We start from the raw sequence: 22,180 nt of genomic DNA, 5'->3' as shown, positions 1-22,180 counted from the left end.
GTTTTCGTAAATGGTAAACAAGTCGCAATGGAGTTAAATAAATAATGAAAAGGACAACATTCACTCTAGACCCTTTACTCATATAAAAGAGATAAGACTTCATCATTTCTTTGATCCCTTATCTCCCTATAGAGAAAGCCGTATCCCTTTTAAGGATACGGCTTTCTCTTATTTTTGACTCGTACGAGCTGAAATGCTAATTGCTCTATCTGTTGCTTTGGCAGCTTCATCTAACGCTTCTTTACTATTCTTCCCGTCATACATTGCTTCTAATGCTTTTACAACTGCATCTCTTGATTCTGGGAATACACTAATTAAAGCACCTTGTGTTGCCGGAGTTTGCTTCGTCGCTTGCAGTTGATCTACTGTTACTTTCAACTGCGGATATTTTTCATATTGCTCTTTTACTAATGGCTCATTATATGCATCTGGATTAATTGAGAAATAACCTGTTGCAGTATGCCATTTTGCTTGTACGTCTGGCTTCGTTAAATATTTCATAAAGTCCCAAGCACCTTGTTGCGTTTCTTCTGAAACCATATTCGTCATCCATAATGATGCTCCACCAATAACAACACCATTTTGTTTCGAATCCTCTGGATACGGAATATATGAAACACCTACATTAAACTTAGATGCATCAATTAAATCACGAACACCTGCTGAAGAATCTAAATACATAGCAACTTGTCCAGACTGGAACGCGGCACGAATATCATCCCAACTTGCTCCATACTTTCCAAGTGCGCCAGCTTTATTTAAATCATCTAACATTCCAAATACTTTCTGTCCTTCTTTACCGTTAAATACCGCCTTCTTTGCAGCATCTTTACGGCCGTTTTCGTTATCTACATATAAAGCACCTTGTGTCGCTAACAATTCTTCAAAGAACCAACCATAGTTAAGCATGGAGAATCCATATTGTTTTACATTTCCACCTTCTTTAATCGTTAACTTTTTCGCTGCTTCTTGTAATTCCGCATATGTTTTCGGAGCTTTCTCTGGATCTAAGCCCGCCTTTGCAAAAGCATCTTTATTATAAATTAATACTGGTGTAGATGAATTAAATGGCATAGAATACATTTTTCCATCAACTGAATAATAATTTGTAATTGCTTTTTCTAATTTTGACGTATCGTACTTATCTTTTTTTATCCAGCTATCAATTGGTGTGATTTTTTTGCTATCAATCATATATTTCGTTGTAATTTCACTCGATTGAACAAGAGCTGGCGCTTCTTTCGTTGCAGACATCGTTCTAAATTTTGTTAAAGACTCTTCATATGTCCCTTGGAACTCTGCCTTTATCTCGTATTTATTTTGTGACTTATTATAGTCTGCAACAAGACCATCTAGTACACCTTGTGTTTTTCCACCCATCGCATGCCAGAAGCGAATTACAGTTTTATCACCATTTTTTTCAACTGGTGCTACTTTTGCCTGCGCTTCAGGTTTTCCCTCTGTTTTACTATTTGAACAAGCGGCACTAGATAATGCCATTGTTGCTGCCATTAATAGAGCAGCACCTTTTTTTACTAAACTCATTTTAAGCTCACCTTCTCTTAGTTATTTAATTGCACCTTTTGTTAATCCTTGTTGTAATTGTTTTTGTCCTAAAAATAGTAAAATCAATGTTGGAATAACGATAACCGTAACACCGGCCATTACACTTCCCCAATCAGTTGCAACTTCTTGAGACTGAAGCTGCTTTACACCGATTTGCACTGTTCTTACTTTTTCATCAGTGGTCACTAAAAGTGGCCATAAATACATATTCCATGTTGTTAAAAAGCTATATACTCCAAGCGTAATAAAACTCGTTTTACAATACGGTATTACAACGCTGAATAAAAATCTTATATTTCCAATCCCTTCAATAAAAGCAGCTTCTTTCAGTTCATTCGGGAGTGTCATAAAATGTTGGCGTAACAAGAAAATACCGAAAGCTGTTGCAAAAAACGGCACTGTCATCCCAGCGAAACTATTGATCCAGCCAAAGTTTTGAATCGTTAAAAAGTTAGGTACCATCGTTGCTTCCCACGGAATAAGCATCGTTGAAATAAACAGGAAGAAAATTAAGTTTCTCCCTTTAAATTGAAGAAAAACAAAAGCATACGCCGCTAAGCTTGATACGATAAGTTGTCCAATCATAACGACTGTCGATACAATTAAACTGTTATATAAGTATGTAAAAAGTGGTACTTTTTGAAAAATATTAATGAAATTATCAAAAGTAAATTGAGTTGGAAATAACCTTCTCATTTGAATATCGTCTGGTGTCATAAAGCTTATTAAAAACGCATACAGTACAGGGAAAAATACCATTACTGCACTAATTATGAGCAGCATGTATAATAGGAAATTTTGCTTCCACTGTTTAACAATCATTTATAATGCACCTTTCTCTCAGCAAACTTAAATTGAAGTAATGTAGCAATGAAAATGAAAACAAATAATACCATCGCTTGTGCACTTGCTGTTCCAAATTGATGATTCACAAACGCCTCTTTGTAAATCGAGTACACAATTAAATTCGTTGCATCATTTGGTCCACCGTGCGTTAAAATATCAATTTGTCCAAAGCTTTGGAACGCACTAATTAATGTTACTGTTACAATAAAGAATAAAGTTGGCGATAGCATCGGTAATGTAACACGGCGAAGCTTATATAAATAACTAGCACCATCTATAGATGCACTCTCATATAAAGACGTATCAATATTTTGTAAACCACCTAATATAACTAAAAATGCAAAACCTGTATTCACCCAAACTGTTGTAACTGATACAGAGAATAGTGCCCAGTCCGGACTCGTTAACCATGCGATTGCAGGAAGGTTCATAGAGGCTAATATATTATTAAATAATCCTACACTTGGATGAAATAAAAATAGCCAAATCACTGCACTAGCAGCTACTGATATTCCCATCGTCGAAGAAAACAGAACTCGGAATAACCCAATACCTCTTACCTTTCCATTTGCAATCAATGCAAGAAACAAAGCAAATATAATACTCGTAGGAACTGTATATAAAACAAATAATAAAGTTGATTTTATACTTTTGTAGAAGGCTGGATCAGAGAATAAATATTGATAATTTTCTAAGCCAACGAAGAGATTAGCTTCTCCATGTATATCGGTTAAATAAAAACTATAATAAATCGTCCTAAACAATGGATAGAACAGAAAAATCGAAAATAGCAAAATAGATGGCGCCAAAAACAATAATCCTATTCTTAAATCTTTCGTTCTCTCCCATAATTTTTTCTTTTTTGACACCTTTGTTTGAACTGGTAACTTACTTACTTCGATCATTATTTCGCCACCACTTTCAACTCTTCTTCAGCTACCACTTTTAAGCGTTCATTCGTGTTTTCGTTAAAGAAGCATAACTTTTCTTGCGAGAATAATAATTTTACTTTGTCACCTTTGTTCAGGAGTAACTGTCCGATAACTTTCGCACTCCAAGTTGTTCCATTTACCGCAAAGTTCAATATAGATTCATTCCCTAATACTTCTACAGATTGCAACGTCACTTCTTGTCCCTCCTCAGACAGTGCAATATGCTCAGGGCGCATGCCTATGCGAATTGTTCCTTCTGGTAATTGCTTTAACTGTCTAATAGATAATGGAATTTGCAATTTCCCTATATGTAATACACCTTTTTCTTTATCCACTTCTCCATCATTTATATTCATAGAAGGAGAACCTATAAAGCTTGCAACAAATTCGTTTGCTGGTTCGTTATATATGTCAAGTGGTGTTCCAACTTGCTGTATACTTCCTTTATTTAAAACCATGATACGATCTCCCATAGTCATCGCTTCTATTTGATCGTGGGTAACGTAAATCATCGTAATTCCTAATCGCTGCTGAATTTCTCTAATTTCAATTCTCATTTGCGCACGTAATTTCGCATCTAAATTCGAAAGTGGTTCATCCATTAAACAGATTGGTGCTTGACTCACGATCGCCCTAGCAAGCGCAACACGCTGTCTTTGTCCGCCTGATAATTGACCTGGTTTCATTTTCACATACTCTTTCAGTCCTACCATTTCAATAGCTTCCATTAGTCGCTTTTGTCGCTCTTCTTTTTGTACTTTTCTTACCTTAAGTCCAAATAAAATATTTTCTTCTACAGATAAGTGTGGATATAATGCATAATTTTGAAATACCATTGATAGATTACGGTCTTTCGGCTCTAGATCATTTGCAACACGTTCATTAATAATTAAATCTCCCGAAGAAATCTCTTCTAAGCCAGCGATCATTCGTAATAATGTGCTTTTCCCGCATCCCGAAGGCCCAACTAAAACAAAAAATTCGCCCTTCTTAATATGAACCGATACGCCTTTAACCGCTGTCTCTTCTGCATTTTTATATACCTTTGAAACATTTTTCAATTCAATCACAAAGTTGCACTCCTTTTTTCTTCATGTATCCATACTTCATAATGACTTGTTGAAATCGCACTTGCTCCTGCACGAATTGCAATTTCCGCATCTTCTCGCGTTTGAATCAACCCGCCTGCAATAATAGGAAACTCTATTTCCTCTACTAGCTGTTTAATTATAGAAGGCATAATCCCCGGCATAATCTCTACTGCATTTGGTTTAGTCGTTTTACAATTTTCAATTGATTTAGTAAGAGATAAAGTATCTACAATAAAAATACGTTGAATTGTTTTCAATCCAATTTTATTAGCATTTCGAATTGTCGAACCCTTTGTTGAAATAATACCTTGTGCCCCGATAACATCTTGAATATACAAAAGTGCTTCCTCTGTATTCGTATTTAAACCTTGTATAAAATCACAATGAAGAAATACATCATGTCCATGTTTCTGCAATTCATATACACGCTCTGGTAATTCCAGCATTGAACCAGTCATAAGAAAAACTGTTTTCGGCAATTTTTTGTATGCTTTGTATCCTTCCCAATCCTTTATCATCGCAATATAAGGTTCTTTAAACATTCATTCCACCTAACTGTTCTATTTTTATCCAAACTAAAAACACCTACTTACATAGAACGCCTTTCTCCTTATTTGAACTCTAGGGAATAGAGCACACCTAAGAAAGTGGCACATTATATGTAAGTGGGTGTTCTCAAATATTCTCTACCCTAGTTATTTTGTTACTTTTACTATATTACGCATTTATTAAGTCAGTTTTGATAGATTGTTAATTAGGTGTTAATCGAATGTTAATATTCACCACATCATTTTTTACATTAATCTAGATATTAAAATATAAATAAATAGAACGAAACAATACTTAAAATTCAATCAATATGTAAATTCATTCCATAGTTAATGATTTTTAGTTTGCTTGCCACTGCTTGCAAACTAAAGTTATCCCAAGCGGTGCTATAAAGTGGAATGCGCCTTTTCTCTTGTATTGATATGGCCCAGGCTGTAACAACATCAGTACCATATCCGTTCCCTTGAAACTCCGCTAAAGTTTCCACACTTGCCTCAGCAGCTACGGGCGTACTTCTGGCACTGAAACAAACAGAAACTACTTTTTCATTTTTTACAATTGCCAAATAAGGTTGCCTCCTTATTTACTCCATATACCATCCATTCATAATCTATTTTTCATGTTCAAAATAAAAATCCCATTCAAATACACATTACTGAATCCATCATACTAACTGATTTCTTCATTCTGTCTATCTAAATGGGATTATTTTTCGTTTTTTACTCTACTGGTTGTTGTGGCTGTACTACTTCATTCGCTCCAGCTACCCTCAACATATTTACAATATCTTTAAAACCTCTTTTTTCAGCGTATTGCAGTGGCGTCAGATGTTCCTTGTTAGCCATGTTTACATCTGCACCGTGATCAATAAGCAATTGAATTACTTTCTTATGGTTTTCACTACCATTTCCTAATACAATTGCTTCTAATAGCGCTGTTCCACCACGTTCATTTTTATAATTCACATCAATATCTGTATGCTCTAATAATTCTTTAACAACCTCTACATGGCCACGTTCAGATGCAGAAATAAGTGCTGTCCCACCTGACCTAGTCGTTTCTTTCGTATTAACTCCTGCATTAATTAATACTTTTACAATATCCGTATATCCTTCTCTACTTGCATAAAGAAGTGGATTACTTTTTTTCTCATCTTTAATTTCAATATTAGCACCTGCACCAATTAATGCTTTAACTGTCTCTACATGATTTTGGTACGTCGCTGCAAGGACAGGCGTTTCTCCGTTGTCACCTTCTACGTTTATATTCGCTCCATCCTGAATCAACTTCATAGCTGTCTCTGTGTCTCCAAGAGTAGCTGAAAGTAACAACTGTTTGTCCATTAAATTTATACTTTTCTCTTCTTTAGATTCTTCCTGTTCTTTATGCTTCTCTTTTTTCTTTTCATTTTTCACATGAACCGGTTTCGATTCTGGTTCTTCTTGCTTATCGCAAGCCACTACCGTCATTAAAAGTCCTAATAAAATACATAATAAAATTTTTTGTTTTCTCACAACTACAGCTCCTATGAAAGATAATGTTTTCTTAACCATTCCTCCATCACATACAATAACTCTTCTTGAGTACATTTATCCATAAGCCCTTTAGATTCCTTCTTTAATCGGATTATCTTAAGCTTATACTATGTTTCTCAACCTATTGAAATGATACGCCTGATGGCCCCATCATTAACATTATGAAGCAATTAGTTTAGCACGTTTTTACCGCATTTGTATACATTTCTAAAAAGTACATAAATGATTGCTTTAGGTTACTATATTCCATTGTAACCGTTCTGCTAAAAATTTTACACCTTTTCTATATTTGCACCTGAGTAATAATAGAAAAAGACAACTACATAGTTGTCTTTTTCTATTAATGATGTCCACCATGATTTCCTGCTTTCGGTTTCCCCATCATCTCTTTATTCATTTCCCATTTATGCTCTGCTAGCTCTTTATACGAAAGAACTTTCCCCTTATAGTTAGATACAAAGCTCTCTGCATCTTTTTTATTTTTAAATGAAATGACATTATAAGCCATCGGTGTCGTTATTGTTTTATCATATACGTAAGTAGCGTCTTCTAACGAAATCCAATCTTTCGAATCATAATCTCGGACAAATTTCTCTTTCGTCTTTTCATCTGAGTTGATCTCCATCCATTTATACATACAACCGATATCATCAAACTTTAACGCTTTTCCATTTTCTAAAATAATTTCTGTTGCAAATTGATTATCTGTTACCCCAATTTGGCAAATATCACATTTATCATGTTTCTCATCAATGGCAACAGCTGCTGTTTCCTTTTTCCCACACCCGACTACTGTAAATACGAAACATAAACATATAGCAAGTACGACATATTTTACTTTCATCAATATTCCTCCCTAGAAACCGTATACTCCACGAAAAGAATACCAAAAGGTTGTGTGAGATTTGTGAAAAAACAATGTGCTTTTTGTAATATAGGAAACAAAAAAAGATGTGTAGTTATTTCTACACATCTCTCATCACTCACAACCTGTAATTAATAAATCATCTTCTAATTTAACTAATAATGTATCCGCACTAATTTCCTGTCCAACTTCTACATTTACCAATCTTATATTTCCACTAATCCCGACTGCAATTTTTTTTAGCTCACCGTCATTTTTTCGGATCATCAGTAATTTTTCCCATTCATATACGTAAGAAGATTCATTAATAAAAATCTCCTCTACTTTTCCTTCATAAGAGCTATAAATCTCTTCTATTCTCGTTTTCATATAACATCTACTCCCTATTTCACACTTCACTATTTTCATCTTATTCTACCATTCTTACGAGGAGTGGCTTACTTTTTAAAAATTCAAATTAACTACCGTGAACAAAATGAACAAAATAAAAATTATGCTTCTAATGATGTTATTTTTCAAATTATTTACCATTTGAATAGCTGCTTTTATTATAAATAAAAAACCTTTTTCTGAATTTTTATTCTATTTTGAAAGCGCAATCATTCTTTTGAGGGGGAAATTACATGTTAGCACTACTTGGATTTGCGATGGTATTTGTCTTTATGTTTTTAATTATGACGAAACGTATGTCAGCACTAGTAGCCTTAATATTAATTCCGAGTGTTTTTGCAGTAATTGGCGGATTCTATGCCAATATGGGGCCTATGATGTTAGAGGGGATTCAAAAATTAGCACCTACTGGTATTATGCTTATGTTCGCTATTTTATATTTTGGGATTATGATTGATAGCGGTTTATTTGATCCTGTCATTAGTAAGATTTTAAAATTTGTAAAAGGAGATCCTTTAAAAATCGTTGTCGGAACGGCTATATTGACTATTATCGTTTCTCTAGATGGTGATGGTACAACAACATACATGATTACAGTTTCCGCAATGTATCCACTATATAAGCGCCTTGGAATGAACCCCCTCATATTAGCTGGAGTTGTTATGTTAGGGGCGGGGGTAACAAATCTTACACCTTGGGGTGGACCCACAGCTCGTGTTATGAGCGCACTTGGACTTGAGGCTTCCGAATTATTTACACCTCTTATTCCAGGAATGATCGCTGGTGCAATTTGGGTTGTTTTCGTTGCCTACTATCTTGGAAAAAAAGAAAGAAAACGTTTAGGAATTATGGATGTACAGTATTTAAAACAAATGCAAACAATGGATGAGCAAGCTGCAACTGTTGAAGCTGCAGCGCATAAACGCCCTAAACTTCTATGGATTAACTTTTTATTAACCGCTGCATTACTTGTTTGTCTCATACTAGAAGTTATGCCGTTACCTGTTTTATTTACAGTCGCTTTTGCTATTGCTGTTATGATTAACTATCCAAACTTAGAGCAACAGAAAGAACGTATTGCTTCTCATGCAGGGAATGTATTAGCAGTTGTTTCTCTCGTATTTGCTGCCGGTATTTTCACTGGTATTTTATCTGGAACAAAAATGGTAGATGCAATGGCTAACAGTGTAGTAACTCTTATACCAGATGCACTTGGACCACAACTACCAATTATTACAGCACTTCTCAGTATGCCATTCACATTTTTCATGTCTAATGATGCATTTTACTTCGGGGTATTACCTATTTTGACGAAAGCTGCTGCTACTTACGGAATTAGTGCAGCTGAAATGGGACGCGCTTCCTTACTTGGGCAACCCGTTCACTTATTAAGTCCTCTTGTCGCTTCCACTTATTTATTGGTCGGAATGGCCAAAGTTGATTTCGGTGAACATCAACGCTTCACTTTATTGTGGGCCGTTGGAACGACAATGGTTATGTTAATTACCGGAATTGTAATTGGGATTATTCCAATATAAGATGCAAAAAAACAGTAGAAGAAATAAAATCCTCTACTGTTTTTTATTATGAAGAAGCAAGAAAATACCGTCTCTCCGGTCTCCCAACACTTCCATATATTAGCTCTGCGTGGACTTTCTTCCCAGATATCAAATACTCTAAATAGCGCCTTGCCGTTGATCGGCTTACTCCAATCATTGAGCTTAACATTTCTGCTGTAATCCCTTCTTCATTAACTGTTAACATATGCTTTTTTACTTTCGCTAAAGTATAAGGATCTATCCCTTTCGGGGCATATTCTATTTGATCTCCCTTCACGCCTCTTTGAGACCATAAATATTCAATTTGTTCCGTAGATAATTGATTGTTCTTCTTTAACTGTATAATCTTTTTTTGATAGCCTTCTAGACTTGCTTTAAATCGATCAAACATTAGTGGCTTTACGATATAATCTGTTACTCCGCCCCGTAGGGCGTGCCTCACTACATCTGTTTCCGATGCCGCTGTAATCATAATAATATCTGTATCGTGCAAATGATTCCTAATATATGTGACAAGTTCCGTTCCTTGCATATCAGGTAAGTACACATCTAATAACACGAGCTGTGGCTTCACAAGCTCTAGCCATTCTTTCGCTTGTTCTCCAGTCGTTGCCGTTCCAATTACTTTAAATCCCTCAATTTTTTCAGTAAAACGACGATGAATGTCAGCAATCCGAATATCATCTTCTACAATTAATACTTCAATCTCCTCACCCATTACTATTCGCCTCTCTCTTTCGGTAGTGCAATAATAAATAACGCACCACCTAAATCCCCTTTTTCAATCGCAATACTTCCATTTAAATCTTCTACTAACTCTTTCACTTTTGCTAATCCATACCCTCGCTCTCCTCCTTCTTTCGTCGAAAAGCCTTTATAGAATATGCTAGTAATTATTTCATCATGAATCCCTTGCCCTGAATCTTCCACTTCAATTAATATTTCTTCTCCAATATCAGTTACAAACATCCTTACTTTCTTATCATTCTCTTCATTTTTTTCAATTGCTTCAAATGCATTCGTAATTAAATTCCCTAAAATAGAAACGACATAATTACTCTCAATATGTGGACTTAATTTGTCTAAACCACTTTCTCTATCTAGCATAAAATCAATCTTCAACTCTCGTGCTCTATTATAAAATCCAATTAAAATTCCACCTAGCCATGGATTTTGAATCCGCTTCATAATAAATTGAACAAAATCTTGATATACCGCTGTTTCCTTATGAATAAGCTCTAAAGCATCTTCGTATGATTCTAATTGGATAAGACCTGAAAGCGTATACAATAAATTGTTATATTCGTGCGTTTGCGCTCGTAATGCCTCTGTATATTGCTTCGTCTGAGATAATTCTGCTGTTAACTGATCCATTTCAGATTTCAAACGTAAGCTCGATACAACGCCAGTTACTTTATTCTTTACTTTAATAGGTAGACGGTTCGCAATAACAGCCTGTCCTTTTATATTTAATTGACGATCAAACTGTTCTTCACCAGTTTGAAGTACATCTAGTATCGTTGAATTAGGAATTACATTTAAAATAAATTCCCCAATAATATTTTGTTGCTTATCTAGCGAAAGAATATCATAAGCTGCTTGATTGACTAAACTAATCATGCCATTTTTATCGATTACAATAATCCCTTCACGTACAGATTGAATCACTGTACTATGCTCTTCATATAAAGATGAAATTTCTTCTGGTTCCATCCCGAACATCATTCTTTTTATACTTGCCGCTAAATATATAGAGCCGATTATTCCAATTAAAAGACCTATTATTGTAATCCAAAATACACGCTTTCCATACACTTCTACCGCTCCATGAATATCAGCCATTGAAAACCCAACAGACACCACACCAATAATTTCATTTTCCTGGTTACGGACTGGGACTTTCCCACGCAACGAAGGGCCTAATGATCCATTAGCTTTAGAAACATAAGATTTCCCTTCTAATAAAACGCCTTTATTATCTCCGCCAACCATTTTTTCTCCTATTTTATCTCGCTCAGGATGCGCATAACGAATCCCCTCTTTGTTTCCAACTACAATAAAGTCAGCCTCTGTATCAATTCGAATTTTTTCTGCGATTGGCTGAATAATAGAAGCTGGATTTTCTTTTTGAAAAGCTTCCTGAATTTCTGGTATCGCGGCAACTGTTTTCGCAACATGCAAAGCCCGTTTACCAATTTGCTCTTCTACCGTTTCAGATAATATGTAATAAAATAAATAACTCGTTAGCATAAGTACAACTAAAATAAGTGTACTAATAGTTAATGTAATTCTCGGTTGGAGTTTTAATTTTTTAAATTTCAAAACCATTCCCCTAACATGATTAAAGATAGAATTTAAAGAAAATACAGTTTTTTATTATCATAACACGGTTACTATATATTTCTTTCTTTTTTATCTTCATAAAAAAAGAAACGAAGCATAAGTACTACTTCGTTTCTTAACAGTTTATTATTATATTTTAAACTTACCAATCATCTCTTGTAATTCTTCTGCCATTTGTGATAAATGGACTGCTGCTGCATTTATTTCATCTACTGAAGCTAATTGTTCCTCAGAGGAACCAGCAATATTTTGAACACTTGCGGCATTTTCTTCAATCGTAGCTGCAATTTCATTAATAGATGCACTTACTTGTTTTGCATCTACCGTCATTTGTTTTGCTACATCTACCATGCTATCAATTTGTACAACTGTATCATTTGTAGACTTCAATATTTCGACAAAGCTTTGCTTCGTTTCATTTGCAACTACAAGTCCTGATTGTACTTCTGCTCCAACTTGATTCATAGAGCTTACTGTTTCTTTTATATCAAATTGAATCTCTTTCACTAGTTTCCCAATTTCCGTAGAAGACTGTCCTGATTGTTCCGCTAGCTTTCGCACTTCATCTGCTACAATTGCAAATCCTCTACCTTGCTCTCCAGCTCTCGCAGCCTCAATTGCCGCATTTAACGCTAATAAATTTGTCTGTTCTGCAATATGTTGAATTACTTCAAGGATTGCTCCAATTTGTTTCGACTTATCGTCTAACAAACCAATGATTTTGTCTGACTGTGAAACAGACTCATGAATTAATTGCATTTGATTCACAGTTTGTTCAACTAACTTCCCACCATTTTCAGCTTTTTTCTTCGTATACATAGAGGCTGTAGATACTAATGAAGAACTATCTGCAACACGCTGAATTCCTTCTGTAACTTCTTCTAACAATGTTGCTCCTTCTTCAACTTCTTTCGTTTGTATTTCTGCACCACTTGATACTTGCTCTATAGCCTGTGTAATTTGTTCCGTTGCTTCGCTTGTCTGCTTCATACTAGCTGTTAATTCTTCTGAAGATGCCGCTACATGACTTGCTGAAGTGTTTATATTAGAAATGACACTTTGTAACGATGCAGCCATCTCGTTAAAACTTTCTCCTAGCTGTCCAATTTCATCTTTAGAATGAACTGTAATTGATTCTGTTAAATCACCTTCACTAATCTTCTTCGATGATATGACAAGTTGTTTTAACGGTTTAATAATAGACGCAATTATGAAGTAAATTACAATCCCACCGATTATTAGTGAAATTCCAAGAACAGTTATTGTTTTATAGAAAATAGGTTCAGCCGCTTCGATAATTTCTTTGGAAGGCATAATTCCTGCTATTTTCCATCCAGTTTTCTTATTCGTTTTAAAAGTGATATTGCGATCTTCACCATCTAATGAATAATGAAAATCCCCAGCTTCCTGTTTATACAATTCTTTACTAAGTTTCTCTTCTAATTTCTCTCCTGGCTTCATTTTCGGGTGCGCTACTACATTTTTATCTTGATCAAATATCGCTACATATCCTTCCTTACCGATATTAACCATCTTAGAAGTAGTAACGATATCATTAATGATTAAGTCAATCCCAAGAACTCCACTTTTATCCTCGTTTTGTTTTGCTAGTGTAATAACAATATTTCCTGTCGTTTTTGACTTATATGGAGCAGTTACAATTACTTCTCCGCTTTTCTTCACTGCCTCTTTATACCAATCTCTTTCTGTAGGATTATATCCATCTGGCATCTGAATAGCTGGTGATTGAATGAACTGTCCATTACTAGATCCTGTATAGATTGCTTCCATTTCTGGATGCAGTTTATTGTATTCTTCTAGTTTATTTTGTATGTTTTGAATTTGATCTGCTTGGTAACTTGATTGTGTAAATAATTTCGTAAAATAAGTTGCATCTATTTTTTTACTATCCAATTCCTTATTAATTACATTATCCAAAATTTTTATATTATCTTTCGCCGAGTTTAAAATTGTTTCATTAAAATTCGTCTTCGCCTGTTGATAAGACGTCCAACCAATTACAATACTTGGAAGAATTAAAATAATAATAAATGATACAAGTAACTTTGTTTTTAAACTACTACTCCTTAATTTCCCTTGAAACATACTTCTACCCCTCCATACCGTTTTAAATGTAATTAATTAACATTTAATCTTTCTATAAAAATAATACGATTTAAATGTATCAATGAGACTCTCTATCTTTTTATACATCTAAAGAATTGATACATATCTTTTTCATTCTATATAAATTAAATAATTAAAACAATGTATAAAAATGTATATTATTCGAAATATTATAATTCATAGGAGAACCTCTAGTATTTCACTTACTAGAGGTTCTTTTCACCTTACTATTCTTTATCTACTTCTTTTTTCTCATCTTCTACTACAGATACAACAGGTTTATCGCTTGATAATTGTTGTACCGCTCCTTTTCCTGCAAATCCTTCTAATAGCTCTTTTAAGTCAATGCCAGAAGAAGCTTTTAACGTTTCTTGCATCGTTGCCATTAAATCAGTCGCATAACCCGCAACTTTTCCGGCCCCGCTATTTTTACCACCGCCGCCTGTATCGACAACTGTGATTTTATCAATATTACTAAGCGGACTTGCAAGTTCCTTCGCATAACTTGGAAGCATTTTAAGAACCATATCCATAATTGCCGCTTGACCATATAATTCAAATGCTTCTGCGATTTTTTGTTTCGCTTCTGCTTCTGCTAAACCTTTTAATCTAATAACATCTGCCTCTGCTGTACCTTGCGCTTTTTGTACTTCCGCTTTCGCTTGACCTTGTGCTTTTTCAATTTCCGCCTTCGCTAAACCTTCTACACGTACTTCTTCTGCACGTGCTCTCGCTTCTGCTTCAATCTTATATTGATCCGCATCGGCTTTTTTAATTTGTTTTACTTTTTCTGCTTCCGCTGATTGCTCAACAGCATAGCGATCTGCATCGGCTTTTTTCTTAACTTCTGCATCATATTGCTTTTCACGACGCGCAATTTCTTTTTCTTCTAACTCAATTTGCTTTTCACGCTCAATGATTTTAACGCGCATTTGCTCTTCTGTAACACCTTGTTGTGCTTTCGCTTGTTGTAATTCGTAAGAAAGATCCGCATCTGCACGCGCTTGTTCTTGTTCTCTCTTATAAGACTGTACTTTTAATTCTTTATGTTTTTCAGCTTCAGCGATTTGTGCATCACGTTGATATTCTGCTTCTTTTGCCTCTTTTTCAGCACGGGCTTTTTCAATACGTGCTTCTTTTTCACGCTCTGCATTCGCAATTGTTGCATCACGCTTAACTGTCGCAATTTGGGGCTGACCAAGCGCATCTAAGTATCCGTTTTTATCCATTATTTCTTTAATTGTGAAAGAAACAATGCGAAGTCCCATCTTCTTTAAATCTGTAGAAGCTACTTCATGTACCTTTTGAGCAAATTGCTCTCTATTACTATACGCATCTTCTACTGTCATAGAAGATAAGATAGCACGGAGATGCCCTTCTAAAACTTCTTTTGCTTCTATTTTTAACTCTTCTGTTTCTTTTCCTAAATATTGTTCAGCTGCTGTGGAAACTTCTTCAATTGTTGATCCCACTTTAATAATAGAAACACCGTTTACTGTGATCGGTACACCTTGTTTCGTATACGTATCACGTGTACCAACTTCTAATTTATAGTTTAATAAGCTTAAAGGCTCTGCTCTTTGCATAATTGGAACTACGAAAGTACCGCCCCCGCGAATAATCTTAATCTTCTTTCCATCATCAGTGGTAACTACATTCTTTCCTCCACCAAGCCAGTTCCCTGTAACAATTAACGCTTCATCCGGACCAACCGTACGATACTTCGTAATAAATACTAAAATGAGTAGAATTAAAATTGCGAGTAAAACTCCACCGATAATTAATGGAATCGTCATGTAAATTCCCCCTTATAATTTTGGTTTCTTTAAAGAATAAGCGATGTTTTGTACAAGTAAAACACCATCTTGGACTCCCTCGATAATAACCTCTGTTCCTTGCGAAATATCTTTTTTTCCAACAGTTTTAGCTGGGATTGCATTACTTCCAAATTGGGATGAAATTAATACTTCACCAAATCCTTCTGTAGGAATTGTCGTAATGACTTCTCCTTTACAACCGATAAATTCATCCATACGTTGTACGGTATTTTGTTCTGCTTCTGCAATCGGTTTTAAAATTAGTATTTTCATGATGAAAACACCGATAAAAGATATAGCAAATGCAGCCCCAAAAATAAGAATGCTATTAAAGGAAAATAAATATTCTCCTATATAACTAAGTCCACATAACATGGCGAAAAAACTAAGTAATAAAGTAACAACGGATACAGATCCGCCCCCAAAACTAAATATCGATTCAAATATATCTCCAAAAAAGATATAAATAACAGTGAGTATAGTAGCAATAATAAATCCATATAAATAAATTGTTTCAAGTGGATAACCAAACAAAGCCATTTCTTATCCCCCTCTCTTAAACAATCCCTTTTTTGTTATGTGTATGCCCCACCTCTTTCAAAGATTATCGTTCTTAATTTTCAGTCATTTACCTTTTAAATAAAAGCCTGTAAGACAGGCCTCTAAAAAAGAACAGGAGAAACCTATTGTGACAGGCTCCTCCTAGAAAATAACCGATATATTATATATCTATATAATATACTATTTTCCACAAAAAGTAAAGTTAAACATACATTGGAAAAGCGCTTATTTTACTGACAATTCGTATGTTCCATCGCCATTATCATATTTATATACATACAAGTAATACTTACCTGGTTTTGCATTAAATTTTGCTTCTATATGATTCCCATTAGCTTGACCGTAAGCCGCATAATTTTGCATATCTGATTCATGGTGAAGTACCCATGTCATCCCAATTCCATACTCATTTAAAACAGAAATGTCGATATCTTTCGCTGATGCTACATTAAATGTATAAACATCAGTGTGGTCCCCGCCAATAAGACTACCTTTTATCTTACTATTTAGCTCGATACGATTTGCTTCCTCTGGACGATTATTTGGTTCTGATTCTGTTAAACTTCCATCTTTAATCGTAACAGTTGTTTCGCTTCTGCTCTCTTTTCCTTTATCGTCTTTTACTCTTAACGATACTTTATAAGAACCTTCTCTTTCATATACATGTACTGGATTCACTTCTGCACTTGTGCTTCCATCTCCAAATTCCCATAAATAAGAAACAATTTTTCCATCTTCATCGTTTGAACCATCACTTTTAAATTGAATTCCCTCTTTTACAAGCCCATTATAAGGGCCATTTATATTAACTGTTGGAGCTTTATTTTCTCCATCATCTTTTGCAATTCCATGGAAGACTACATCATATTCAAATTCATTTGAACTATTCACACGATAGTTGACGAAGTATGCTGTAACAGTTTTGTAGCCACTCCATTCTTTTCGCGCCAATTGTTCTAAAGATTCATTTACTCTTTTACTCATTTCTTTCCAATCTTCTGATTCACCTTTTGTGACACTACCTGTATACGTACCTTCTAATGTAAATGTATTAAAGAATTGAGAATTATGTTTTGTCATTTTTGTATCTTTCATAGGCAACGTATCACTAATTTCTTTCTTCACCGCTGCTAATGACTTCGTTGCATGTTCAGCTAAATAATCATCAGCTACTTCTGGTACAGTGTATGTATCTTGATTATCAATTAACTGCTGCATATACTCTTGATACTCTTTATTTAACTTAGGATCTTTACTTAGATTTTCACGATATGCATCATAATTTTTCACGTCATTCGCACGAATCAAATCTTGAAGTTTATCAAATGTTTCAAACTGATGCGTATATAAATAAGACTGCAATGCGAACGAGTAATTATAGAAATCCCAAGAACCGTATTTAGCAAATAGTGTACGCTCTGCTGTATAACGGCTTGCAGGATCAGATGATAATCCGCTAATTATACTCTTTCTTGGTACAACGTTATTCGTACGAGTAGATCCTGCGAAAAACTCTGCATTTCCTTCTTGGAACCAAGTTAACCTTTCATTTTGATACATATCTCCTCTTCCAAATAGACCCGGTACTTCATATCTACCTTGCAGGTAATGAGTAAATTCATGACGGAATAACTCTTCTAAACTATAAATACTTTGCTCTGGTGTACGCTCATATGTAAAGAATGTACCTGTCTCTTCAATATAAATTCCACCGTTGTTTGTTTCATATCCATACAATTGTCTATTTAACTGATATTCATCTGGACTATTATAAATTACGATCGTTAATACATCATCCGCATTTCCTGACTCTAACGCTTTGTCATTTCCAATTACACGGTGATACTGTGCCTTTACTTCCTTCGCAGCCCAATATAGTCTCTTAATTTTTTCTTCTGATACTTTATCTCCTGTTTTGAACACAATTGATCCATCGTCGAATGTATATGTTTTTGGTAAGTATTGCTCTTTTCCTTCTTTACGTATTTTCTCTAAATCTACTGTATTCCCGCTATAATCTTTACCATTATAATTTGTTGTAATTTGTTCTACCGCAACAAAATACGGTTCACTTAAGCGCGGGTACATATGCATCGCTTGTGTAACAACCTCTAATCCTTTATTTGGATTACTATGAAACTTTCCTAAACGGCTAGCAAAATAAATGCCATTATTAACGAGCCATTTATTTTCTGGCGTTACTTCATTTAGAAGAGCAATACGATTTATTTCATTAATAAACCCATCTACTTTTCCATACCACATCGTTTCATTCGCTTCTTTACGAGCCTCAGTTAAGTACGACTGTATATCATAGTCAATACCTTGCATAATATCGTATATTGCTTGTCCCTTCATTCGATCATTTACATAAGTAGTATAATTATCATTGTATTGCTTTAAAATATTCGATGCGTATTGAACCGTTTCAACATCGCTTGAAGCATTACTAATTAATTTACCGTATGCAGATACGACTGTATCTTGTTCAACTGTACCAAGCTTAAAGTTTGAATTTTTTGCGATTGCTTTTAAAGCAGGTAAACATTTATCCTGGAAGCTTCTTTCATTTAAGTCGCTTAATTCACTATTATAAAATGCAAGATAAAAAGCTGAACGCAACACTTCAGTAAACGTTTGAATTCCTTTTGAATCATCTTTCGTAAATGTACTACCTCTATGAGCTAATTCATCTATAATGACTTGCATTTTTCCTTTATCTTTATAAAAAGCCTTTGCATCTTCATTAAACTGGAATAAGTCTGTAATTTGGTGCCACTTAATACTGCCTAACGTTTCAACTAATTCTTGATCATTCATTTTGTTTAAATCAGCCATTGAATAGCTTTCTTTAACTTGCTTTACTGCAGTTTTCTTCGTAATAGATGCTGGTCGCTGTGAAAAATCTCCTACTTTTAAACGTTCTTGAAATGATAAAGTTTCATCAACTTTTGAAATATGTCCAACTTCATCTACCGACTTTTCAATTCCAACCGGTTTCGTTTTCAACACGTTATACGGTACTTTTTCTTCCGCTGCTGCATGAGTTTGAAGTGCGCCTAACGATAAAGCCATTGTACTAATGCTAAGCATCACTTTATTGATCTTTGATTTCTTGTTCATATCCTTGCCCCCTATTTTAATATTCCATTCAAGAATTTAACATAAAATCTGGATGTAACAATATAAAATGCAATATTTCATATTATTTCTTCCTATAATTTGTACATATCGTGAACGCATTGCTCTTTACCTCCCTAAAACAAATTACATCCTTTCATGTTAAAAAAAGGGAGTTTTTTGACAATTAAAAACTTAATTGTTATGATTACTATAATTGTTAACTTTATTAAATAAGGGTGGGATTCTATGATAAAAAAAGAAAACAGTGTATTTTATATCTCCTTCTTGCTAACAACATTATTCATTATATGGGGAATTACCCCAGCAAGTTGGATACAAGGCTACGATTTACAAAATGTTACATCTTCTTTAAACTCATTTATCCTCAATAAATTTGGGTGGTTTTACTCTCTACTTATGACTACAATGATTATTTTGGCTGCTTATTTAGCATTTTCTAAGTACGGTTCTATTCGTCTTGGTAAAGATGGAGAAAAGCCAAAATATAATTATCCATCTTGGCTATCCATGTTGTTTGGGGCAGGAATGGGAATTGGACTCCTCTTTTATGGAATCGCTGAACCGATTTCACATTTTACAGATCCATTAACAGGAAAAGCAGGTACAGAAGAAAGCGCCAAACTCGCTATGCAATATTCATTTTTCCACTGGGGACTCTTTCCGTGGTCACTATACGCAATGGTCGCTTTAACAATTGCATATTTCACATTCCGCAAACAAAAAGGTAGCACTATCGGGGCTACAGTTACTCCATTATTTAATCGATCGAAAAATTCTCGTATCGGAAAAACAGTTGATATTTTAGCTGTTTTAGCCACAGTGTTTGGCATTGTACCATCTGTTGGGATTGGTGCTCAACAAATTGCTGGAGGATTAAGCTATTTATTCCCTTCCATTCATAACACTTTACTTACCCAGCTCGTACTTATAGCTATCTTCGCTGTTTTATATTTAACAAGTGCACAAACTGGCTTAGATCGTGGGATTAAATATTTGAGTAACTTGAATTTCTCTCTTGCAGGTATTTTACTCATCTCTTTCTTACTTTTAGGGCCAACCGTATTTATTATGAAATATTTCACATCTACACTCGGTTCTTATATTGGAGCTTTGCCTAGTATGGGATTAAATTTAGGAGCATTTAATGAAAAATCTTCTTCTTGGATTGAAAACTGGACTATTTTCTATTGGGGATGGTGGATTTCTTGGTCTCCATTCGTCGGCACATTTATCGCACGTATTTCTAAAGGGCGTACAATAAAAGAATTTATTTTTGGAGTTGTATTAGTCCCAACTCTTATCTGTACATTTTGGTTTGCAGTATTTGGTGGTACCGCAATTCATATGGAAATGTTCCAATCGCTTGGAATAGCTGATGAAATTGCAAAAAATGGTACAGAGATTGGATTATTTGCTGTTATTTCACATCTACCATTCTCTACATTTTTAACGATTATCGGGTTAATTTTAGTAGCCACATTTTTCGTTACTTCTGCCGATTCAGCAACATTTGTTGTTTCAATGCAAACGAGTAACGGAAGCTTATCACCGAAAAATAGTTTAAAACTTATATGGGGATTAACAATCGCGATAATTGCCGCTATTTTATTACAAGCTGGAGGATTAAATGCACTGCAAATAGCAGCTATAATTGCTGCGCTACCATTTTCTATCGTAGTCGTTCTTATGGTTATTTCACTCTTTAAGGAGCTTCGAAAAGAACATGTTAATTTGCAAACGAAAGAAGTATCTCAAAAAATAAAAAAAGTTATGTAACAATTGGCACCTCAAATTACTTTTAAATCCGTAATAAAACCCATTCATATGAAATATCATTTTCATATGAATGGGTTTTTCACTCTATTATATAGTGTTGTAAACATGCTTTTTCCTCAAAACCTACTTTCTTGTACAATTTCATCGCACGATCATTATTCGTATTCAAACATAGTACTATCTCTCTCATCCCTTGGAAGGAGAAAATATACTGAATTGCCCCTTGTAATATCCGCTCTCCGACACCTTTTCTTCTACTATTTTCAGCGGTTGCAATAAATTCAATATTCGCTTCTTGAAACTCTGGATTTACTTCCACATATACATAACCTTCTAACTTATCATTCTTCATACTTACAAATAATTTATTCGTATTACTTAAACGTTCAATAATTTCGTTTCCGTCATAATACGTATTAGAAAATACATGATTGTGTAAAGCGATAAACTGCTCAAACACTTGTGGTAAAGCCTCTTCTACATTACATATAATACGGTGCTCCACAATATTATTTAAAACGAGAATACTATGTCGACCTTGTTCTTTTGCATGTAAATTCCTCATTAAACGGGCACAATTATTATTTTCCACATGATAAAAACCATAAAATCTCTCAATATGAAAAGGCACCTTTTCTATAAGTTCCTTCCACATATGTAAAGCAACTTCTTCCCAATTCTCTGCGATAATAAACGGTCCCCATATCTCTGCACATTTCTTTACTTCATCCACATCAAATCCTAATAAACCTATTAAATTATTATTCTCATAAGTAGCAACAAAAGATTGTTCCCAGCCTATATCTGAAAAATCATGAATAATTGTCTGTAACAACTCCTCTTTCTCATCTCAACAATAGCCAACATGATGAGTAGCATCTTTATTCATATTCGCAATAAATGCTGCCACCTCTTCAATTTTCAAAATAGAACTGACATACATAACCTCTCCTCCTTCACTAATATATTCACACCTTTTCCATTTATATCCTTCTAAAAAAGACATCACCATCAGCATATTTCAAAATGAAATCGCCATGATAATGTCTTCTCAAAAACTCATATAATCATCTTACGTT

Annotated in this window: 16 protein-coding genes and 3 pseudogenes; 2 read left to right on the top strand and 17 right to left on the bottom strand. The window is 34.5% G+C overall.

All coding sequences use genetic code 11. The annotated features are described in order from the left end of the window. Window positions 1-168: 168 nt before the first annotated feature. The 9 genes and pseudogenes from MHH27_RS03295 to MHH27_RS03255 form a co-directional block, all read right to left on the bottom strand. Entirely contained in the window at window positions 169-1,545 is a 1,377-nt protein-coding gene (locus MHH27_RS03295; RefSeq protein ID WP_000060580.1) for an ABC transporter substrate-binding protein, read from the bottom strand. Window positions 1,546-1,566: 21 nt separating this feature from the next. After that, the gene (locus MHH27_RS03290; RefSeq protein WP_000635946.1) at window positions 1,567-2,388 is read right to left on the bottom strand and encodes a carbohydrate ABC transporter permease; all 822 of its coding nucleotides are present in this window, start codon (window positions 2,386-2,388) and stop codon (window positions 1,567-1,569) included. Continuing rightward, window positions 2,385-3,317: a carbohydrate ABC transporter permease gene (locus MHH27_RS03285; protein ID WP_000573796.1), complete on the bottom strand. Its 933-nt coding sequence runs from the start codon at window positions 3,315-3,317 to the stop codon at window positions 2,385-2,387. Before MHH27_RS03285 ends, MHH27_RS03290 begins: the two co-directional genes overlap by 4 nt. Continuing rightward, on the bottom strand, window positions 3,317-4,414 hold the full coding sequence (locus MHH27_RS03280; RefSeq protein ID WP_000571384.1) for an ABC transporter ATP-binding protein: 1,098 nt from the start codon (window positions 4,412-4,414) through the stop codon (window positions 3,317-3,319). The genes MHH27_RS03285 and MHH27_RS03280 overlap by 1 nt, the downstream gene beginning before the upstream one ends. Beyond that, window positions 4,411-4,977, bottom strand: coding sequence for a glycerol-3-phosphate responsive antiterminator (locus MHH27_RS03275; protein ID WP_090978368.1), 567 nt, complete (start codon window positions 4,975-4,977; stop codon window positions 4,411-4,413). Before MHH27_RS03275 ends, MHH27_RS03280 begins: the two co-directional genes overlap by 4 nt. 308 nt (window positions 4,978-5,285) lie before the next feature. After that, window positions 5,286-5,561: pseudogene (locus MHH27_RS03270) on the bottom strand (GNAT family N-acetyltransferase); the annotation flags it as partial. A gap of 142 nt (window positions 5,562-5,703) precedes the next feature. Further along, on the bottom strand, window positions 5,704-6,573 hold the full coding sequence (locus tag MHH27_RS03265; protein ID WP_000287336.1) for an ankyrin repeat domain-containing protein: 870 nt from the start codon (window positions 6,571-6,573) through the stop codon (window positions 5,704-5,706). Window positions 6,574-6,859: 286 nt separating this feature from the next. Next, complete coding sequence (locus tag MHH27_RS03260; protein ID WP_000865665.1) at window positions 6,860-7,363, bottom strand: nitrous oxide reductase accessory protein NosL; 504 nt, start codon at window positions 7,361-7,363, stop codon at window positions 6,860-6,862. Window positions 7,364-7,498: 135 nt separating this feature from the next. After that, the gene (locus MHH27_RS03255) at window positions 7,499-7,753 is read right to left on the bottom strand and encodes a hypothetical protein (protein WP_000857376.1); all 255 of its coding nucleotides are present in this window, start codon (window positions 7,751-7,753) and stop codon (window positions 7,499-7,501) included. A 254-nt stretch (window positions 7,754-8,007) separates the two neighbouring features. Here MHH27_RS03255 and MHH27_RS03250 point away from each other — a divergent pair, with 254 nt between their 5' ends. Further along, window positions 8,008-9,312 (top strand): CitMHS family transporter, encoded by a 1,305-nt coding sequence (locus MHH27_RS03250; protein WP_053565293.1) that lies wholly within the window; start codon window positions 8,008-8,010, stop codon window positions 9,310-9,312. A gap of 46 nt (window positions 9,313-9,358) precedes the next feature. Here the strand turns inward: MHH27_RS03250 and MHH27_RS03245 are convergent, their stop codons facing one another. The 7 genes and pseudogenes from MHH27_RS03245 to colA form a co-directional block, all read right to left on the bottom strand. Further along, window positions 9,359-10,051, bottom strand: coding sequence for a response regulator (locus tag MHH27_RS03245; protein WP_000503468.1), 693 nt, complete (start codon window positions 10,049-10,051; stop codon window positions 9,359-9,361). Window positions 10,052-10,053: 2 nt separating this feature from the next. Next, window positions 10,054-11,661 (bottom strand): ATP-binding protein, encoded by a 1,608-nt coding sequence (locus MHH27_RS03240; protein WP_003269387.1) that lies wholly within the window; start codon window positions 11,659-11,661, stop codon window positions 10,054-10,056. A 144-nt stretch (window positions 11,662-11,805) separates the two neighbouring features. Further along, window positions 11,806-12,666, bottom strand: a complete 861-nt coding sequence (locus MHH27_RS31960) for a methyl-accepting chemotaxis protein (RefSeq protein WP_369812832.1) — start codon at window positions 12,664-12,666, stop codon at window positions 11,806-11,808. Between the two features lie 81 nt (window positions 12,667-12,747). Next, window positions 12,748-13,782: pseudogene (locus MHH27_RS31955) on the bottom strand (HAMP domain-containing protein); the annotation flags it as partial. 248 nt (window positions 13,783-14,030) lie between these two features. Then, the gene (locus tag MHH27_RS03230; protein ID WP_000154998.1) at window positions 14,031-15,599 is read right to left on the bottom strand and encodes a flotillin family protein; all 1,569 of its coding nucleotides are present in this window, start codon (window positions 15,597-15,599) and stop codon (window positions 14,031-14,033) included. Window positions 15,600-15,611: 12 nt separating this feature from the next. After that, window positions 15,612-16,160, bottom strand: a complete 549-nt coding sequence (locus MHH27_RS03225; protein ID WP_001173144.1) for an NfeD family protein — start codon at window positions 16,158-16,160, stop codon at window positions 15,612-15,614. A 246-nt stretch (window positions 16,161-16,406) separates the two neighbouring features. Further along, the gene (colA, locus tag MHH27_RS03220) at window positions 16,407-19,304 is read right to left on the bottom strand and encodes a collagenase ColA (RefSeq protein ID WP_098251519.1); all 2,898 of its coding nucleotides are present in this window, start codon (window positions 19,302-19,304) and stop codon (window positions 16,407-16,409) included. A gap of 246 nt (window positions 19,305-19,550) precedes the next feature. Here colA and opuD point away from each other — a divergent pair, with 246 nt between their 5' ends. Beyond that, complete coding sequence (opuD, locus tag MHH27_RS03215) at window positions 19,551-21,101, top strand: glycine betaine transporter OpuD (RefSeq protein ID WP_098251518.1); 1,551 nt, start codon at window positions 19,551-19,553, stop codon at window positions 21,099-21,101. Between the two features lie 79 nt (window positions 21,102-21,180). Here opuD and MHH27_RS03210 read toward each other — a convergent pair. Next, window positions 21,181-22,044: pseudogene (locus MHH27_RS03210) on the bottom strand (GNAT family N-acetyltransferase). Between the last annotated feature and the right edge of the window lie 136 nt (window positions 22,045-22,180).

This window comes from Bacillus sp. FSL L8-0152 (assembly GCF_038006365.1).
In the GTDB taxonomy this organism is placed as follows: Bacteria; Bacillota; Bacilli; order Bacillales; family Bacillaceae_G; genus Bacillus_A; species Bacillus_A cereus.
This window is presented reverse-complemented; position numbering and strand designations above follow the sequence as displayed.

Coding starts and splice junctions, on each gene's coding strand:
- MHH27_RS03295 (WP_000060580.1), bottom strand. CDS start 1,545: ATGAGTTTAGTAAAAAAAGGTGCTGCTCTATTAATGGCAGCAACAATG.
- MHH27_RS03290 (WP_000635946.1), bottom strand. CDS start 2,388: ATGATTGTTAAACAGTGGAAGCAAAATTTCCTATTATACATGCTGCTC.
- MHH27_RS03285 (WP_000573796.1), bottom strand. CDS start 3,317: ATGATCGAAGTAAGTAAGTTACCAGTTCAAACAAAGGTGTCAAAAAAG.
- MHH27_RS03275 (WP_090978368.1), bottom strand. CDS start 4,977: ATGTTTAAAGAACCTTATATTGCGATGATAAAGGATTGGGAAGGATAC.
- MHH27_RS03265 (WP_000287336.1), bottom strand. CDS start 6,573: ATGTACTCAAGAAGAGTTATTGTATGTGATGGAGGAATGGTTAAGAAA.
- MHH27_RS03260 (WP_000865665.1), bottom strand. CDS start 7,363: ATGAAAGTAAAATATGTCGTACTTGCTATATGTTTATGTTTCGTATTT.
- MHH27_RS03255 (WP_000857376.1), bottom strand. CDS start 7,753: ATGAAAACGAGAATAGAAGAGATTTATAGCTCTTATGAAGGAAAAGTA.
- MHH27_RS03250 (WP_053565293.1), top strand. CDS start 8,008: ATGTTAGCACTACTTGGATTTGCGATGGTATTTGTCTTTATGTTTTTA.
- MHH27_RS03245 (WP_000503468.1), bottom strand. CDS start 10,051: ATGGGTGAGGAGATTGAAGTATTAATTGTAGAAGATGATATTCGGATT.
- MHH27_RS03240 (WP_003269387.1), bottom strand. CDS start 11,661: ATGGTTTTGAAATTTAAAAAATTAAAACTCCAACCGAGAATTACATTA.
- MHH27_RS31960 (WP_369812832.1), bottom strand. CDS start 12,666: ATGAAGCAGACAAGCGAAGCAACGGAACAAATTACACAGGCTATAGAG.
- MHH27_RS03230 (WP_000154998.1), bottom strand. CDS start 15,599: ATGACGATTCCATTAATTATCGGTGGAGTTTTACTCGCAATTTTAATT.
- MHH27_RS03225 (WP_001173144.1), bottom strand. CDS start 16,160: ATGGCTTTGTTTGGTTATCCACTTGAAACAATTTATTTATATGGATTT.
- colA (WP_098251519.1), bottom strand. CDS start 19,304: ATGAACAAGAAATCAAAGATCAATAAAGTGATGCTTAGCATTAGTACA.
- opuD (WP_098251518.1), top strand. CDS start 19,551: ATGATAAAAAAAGAAAACAGTGTATTTTATATCTCCTTCTTGCTAACA.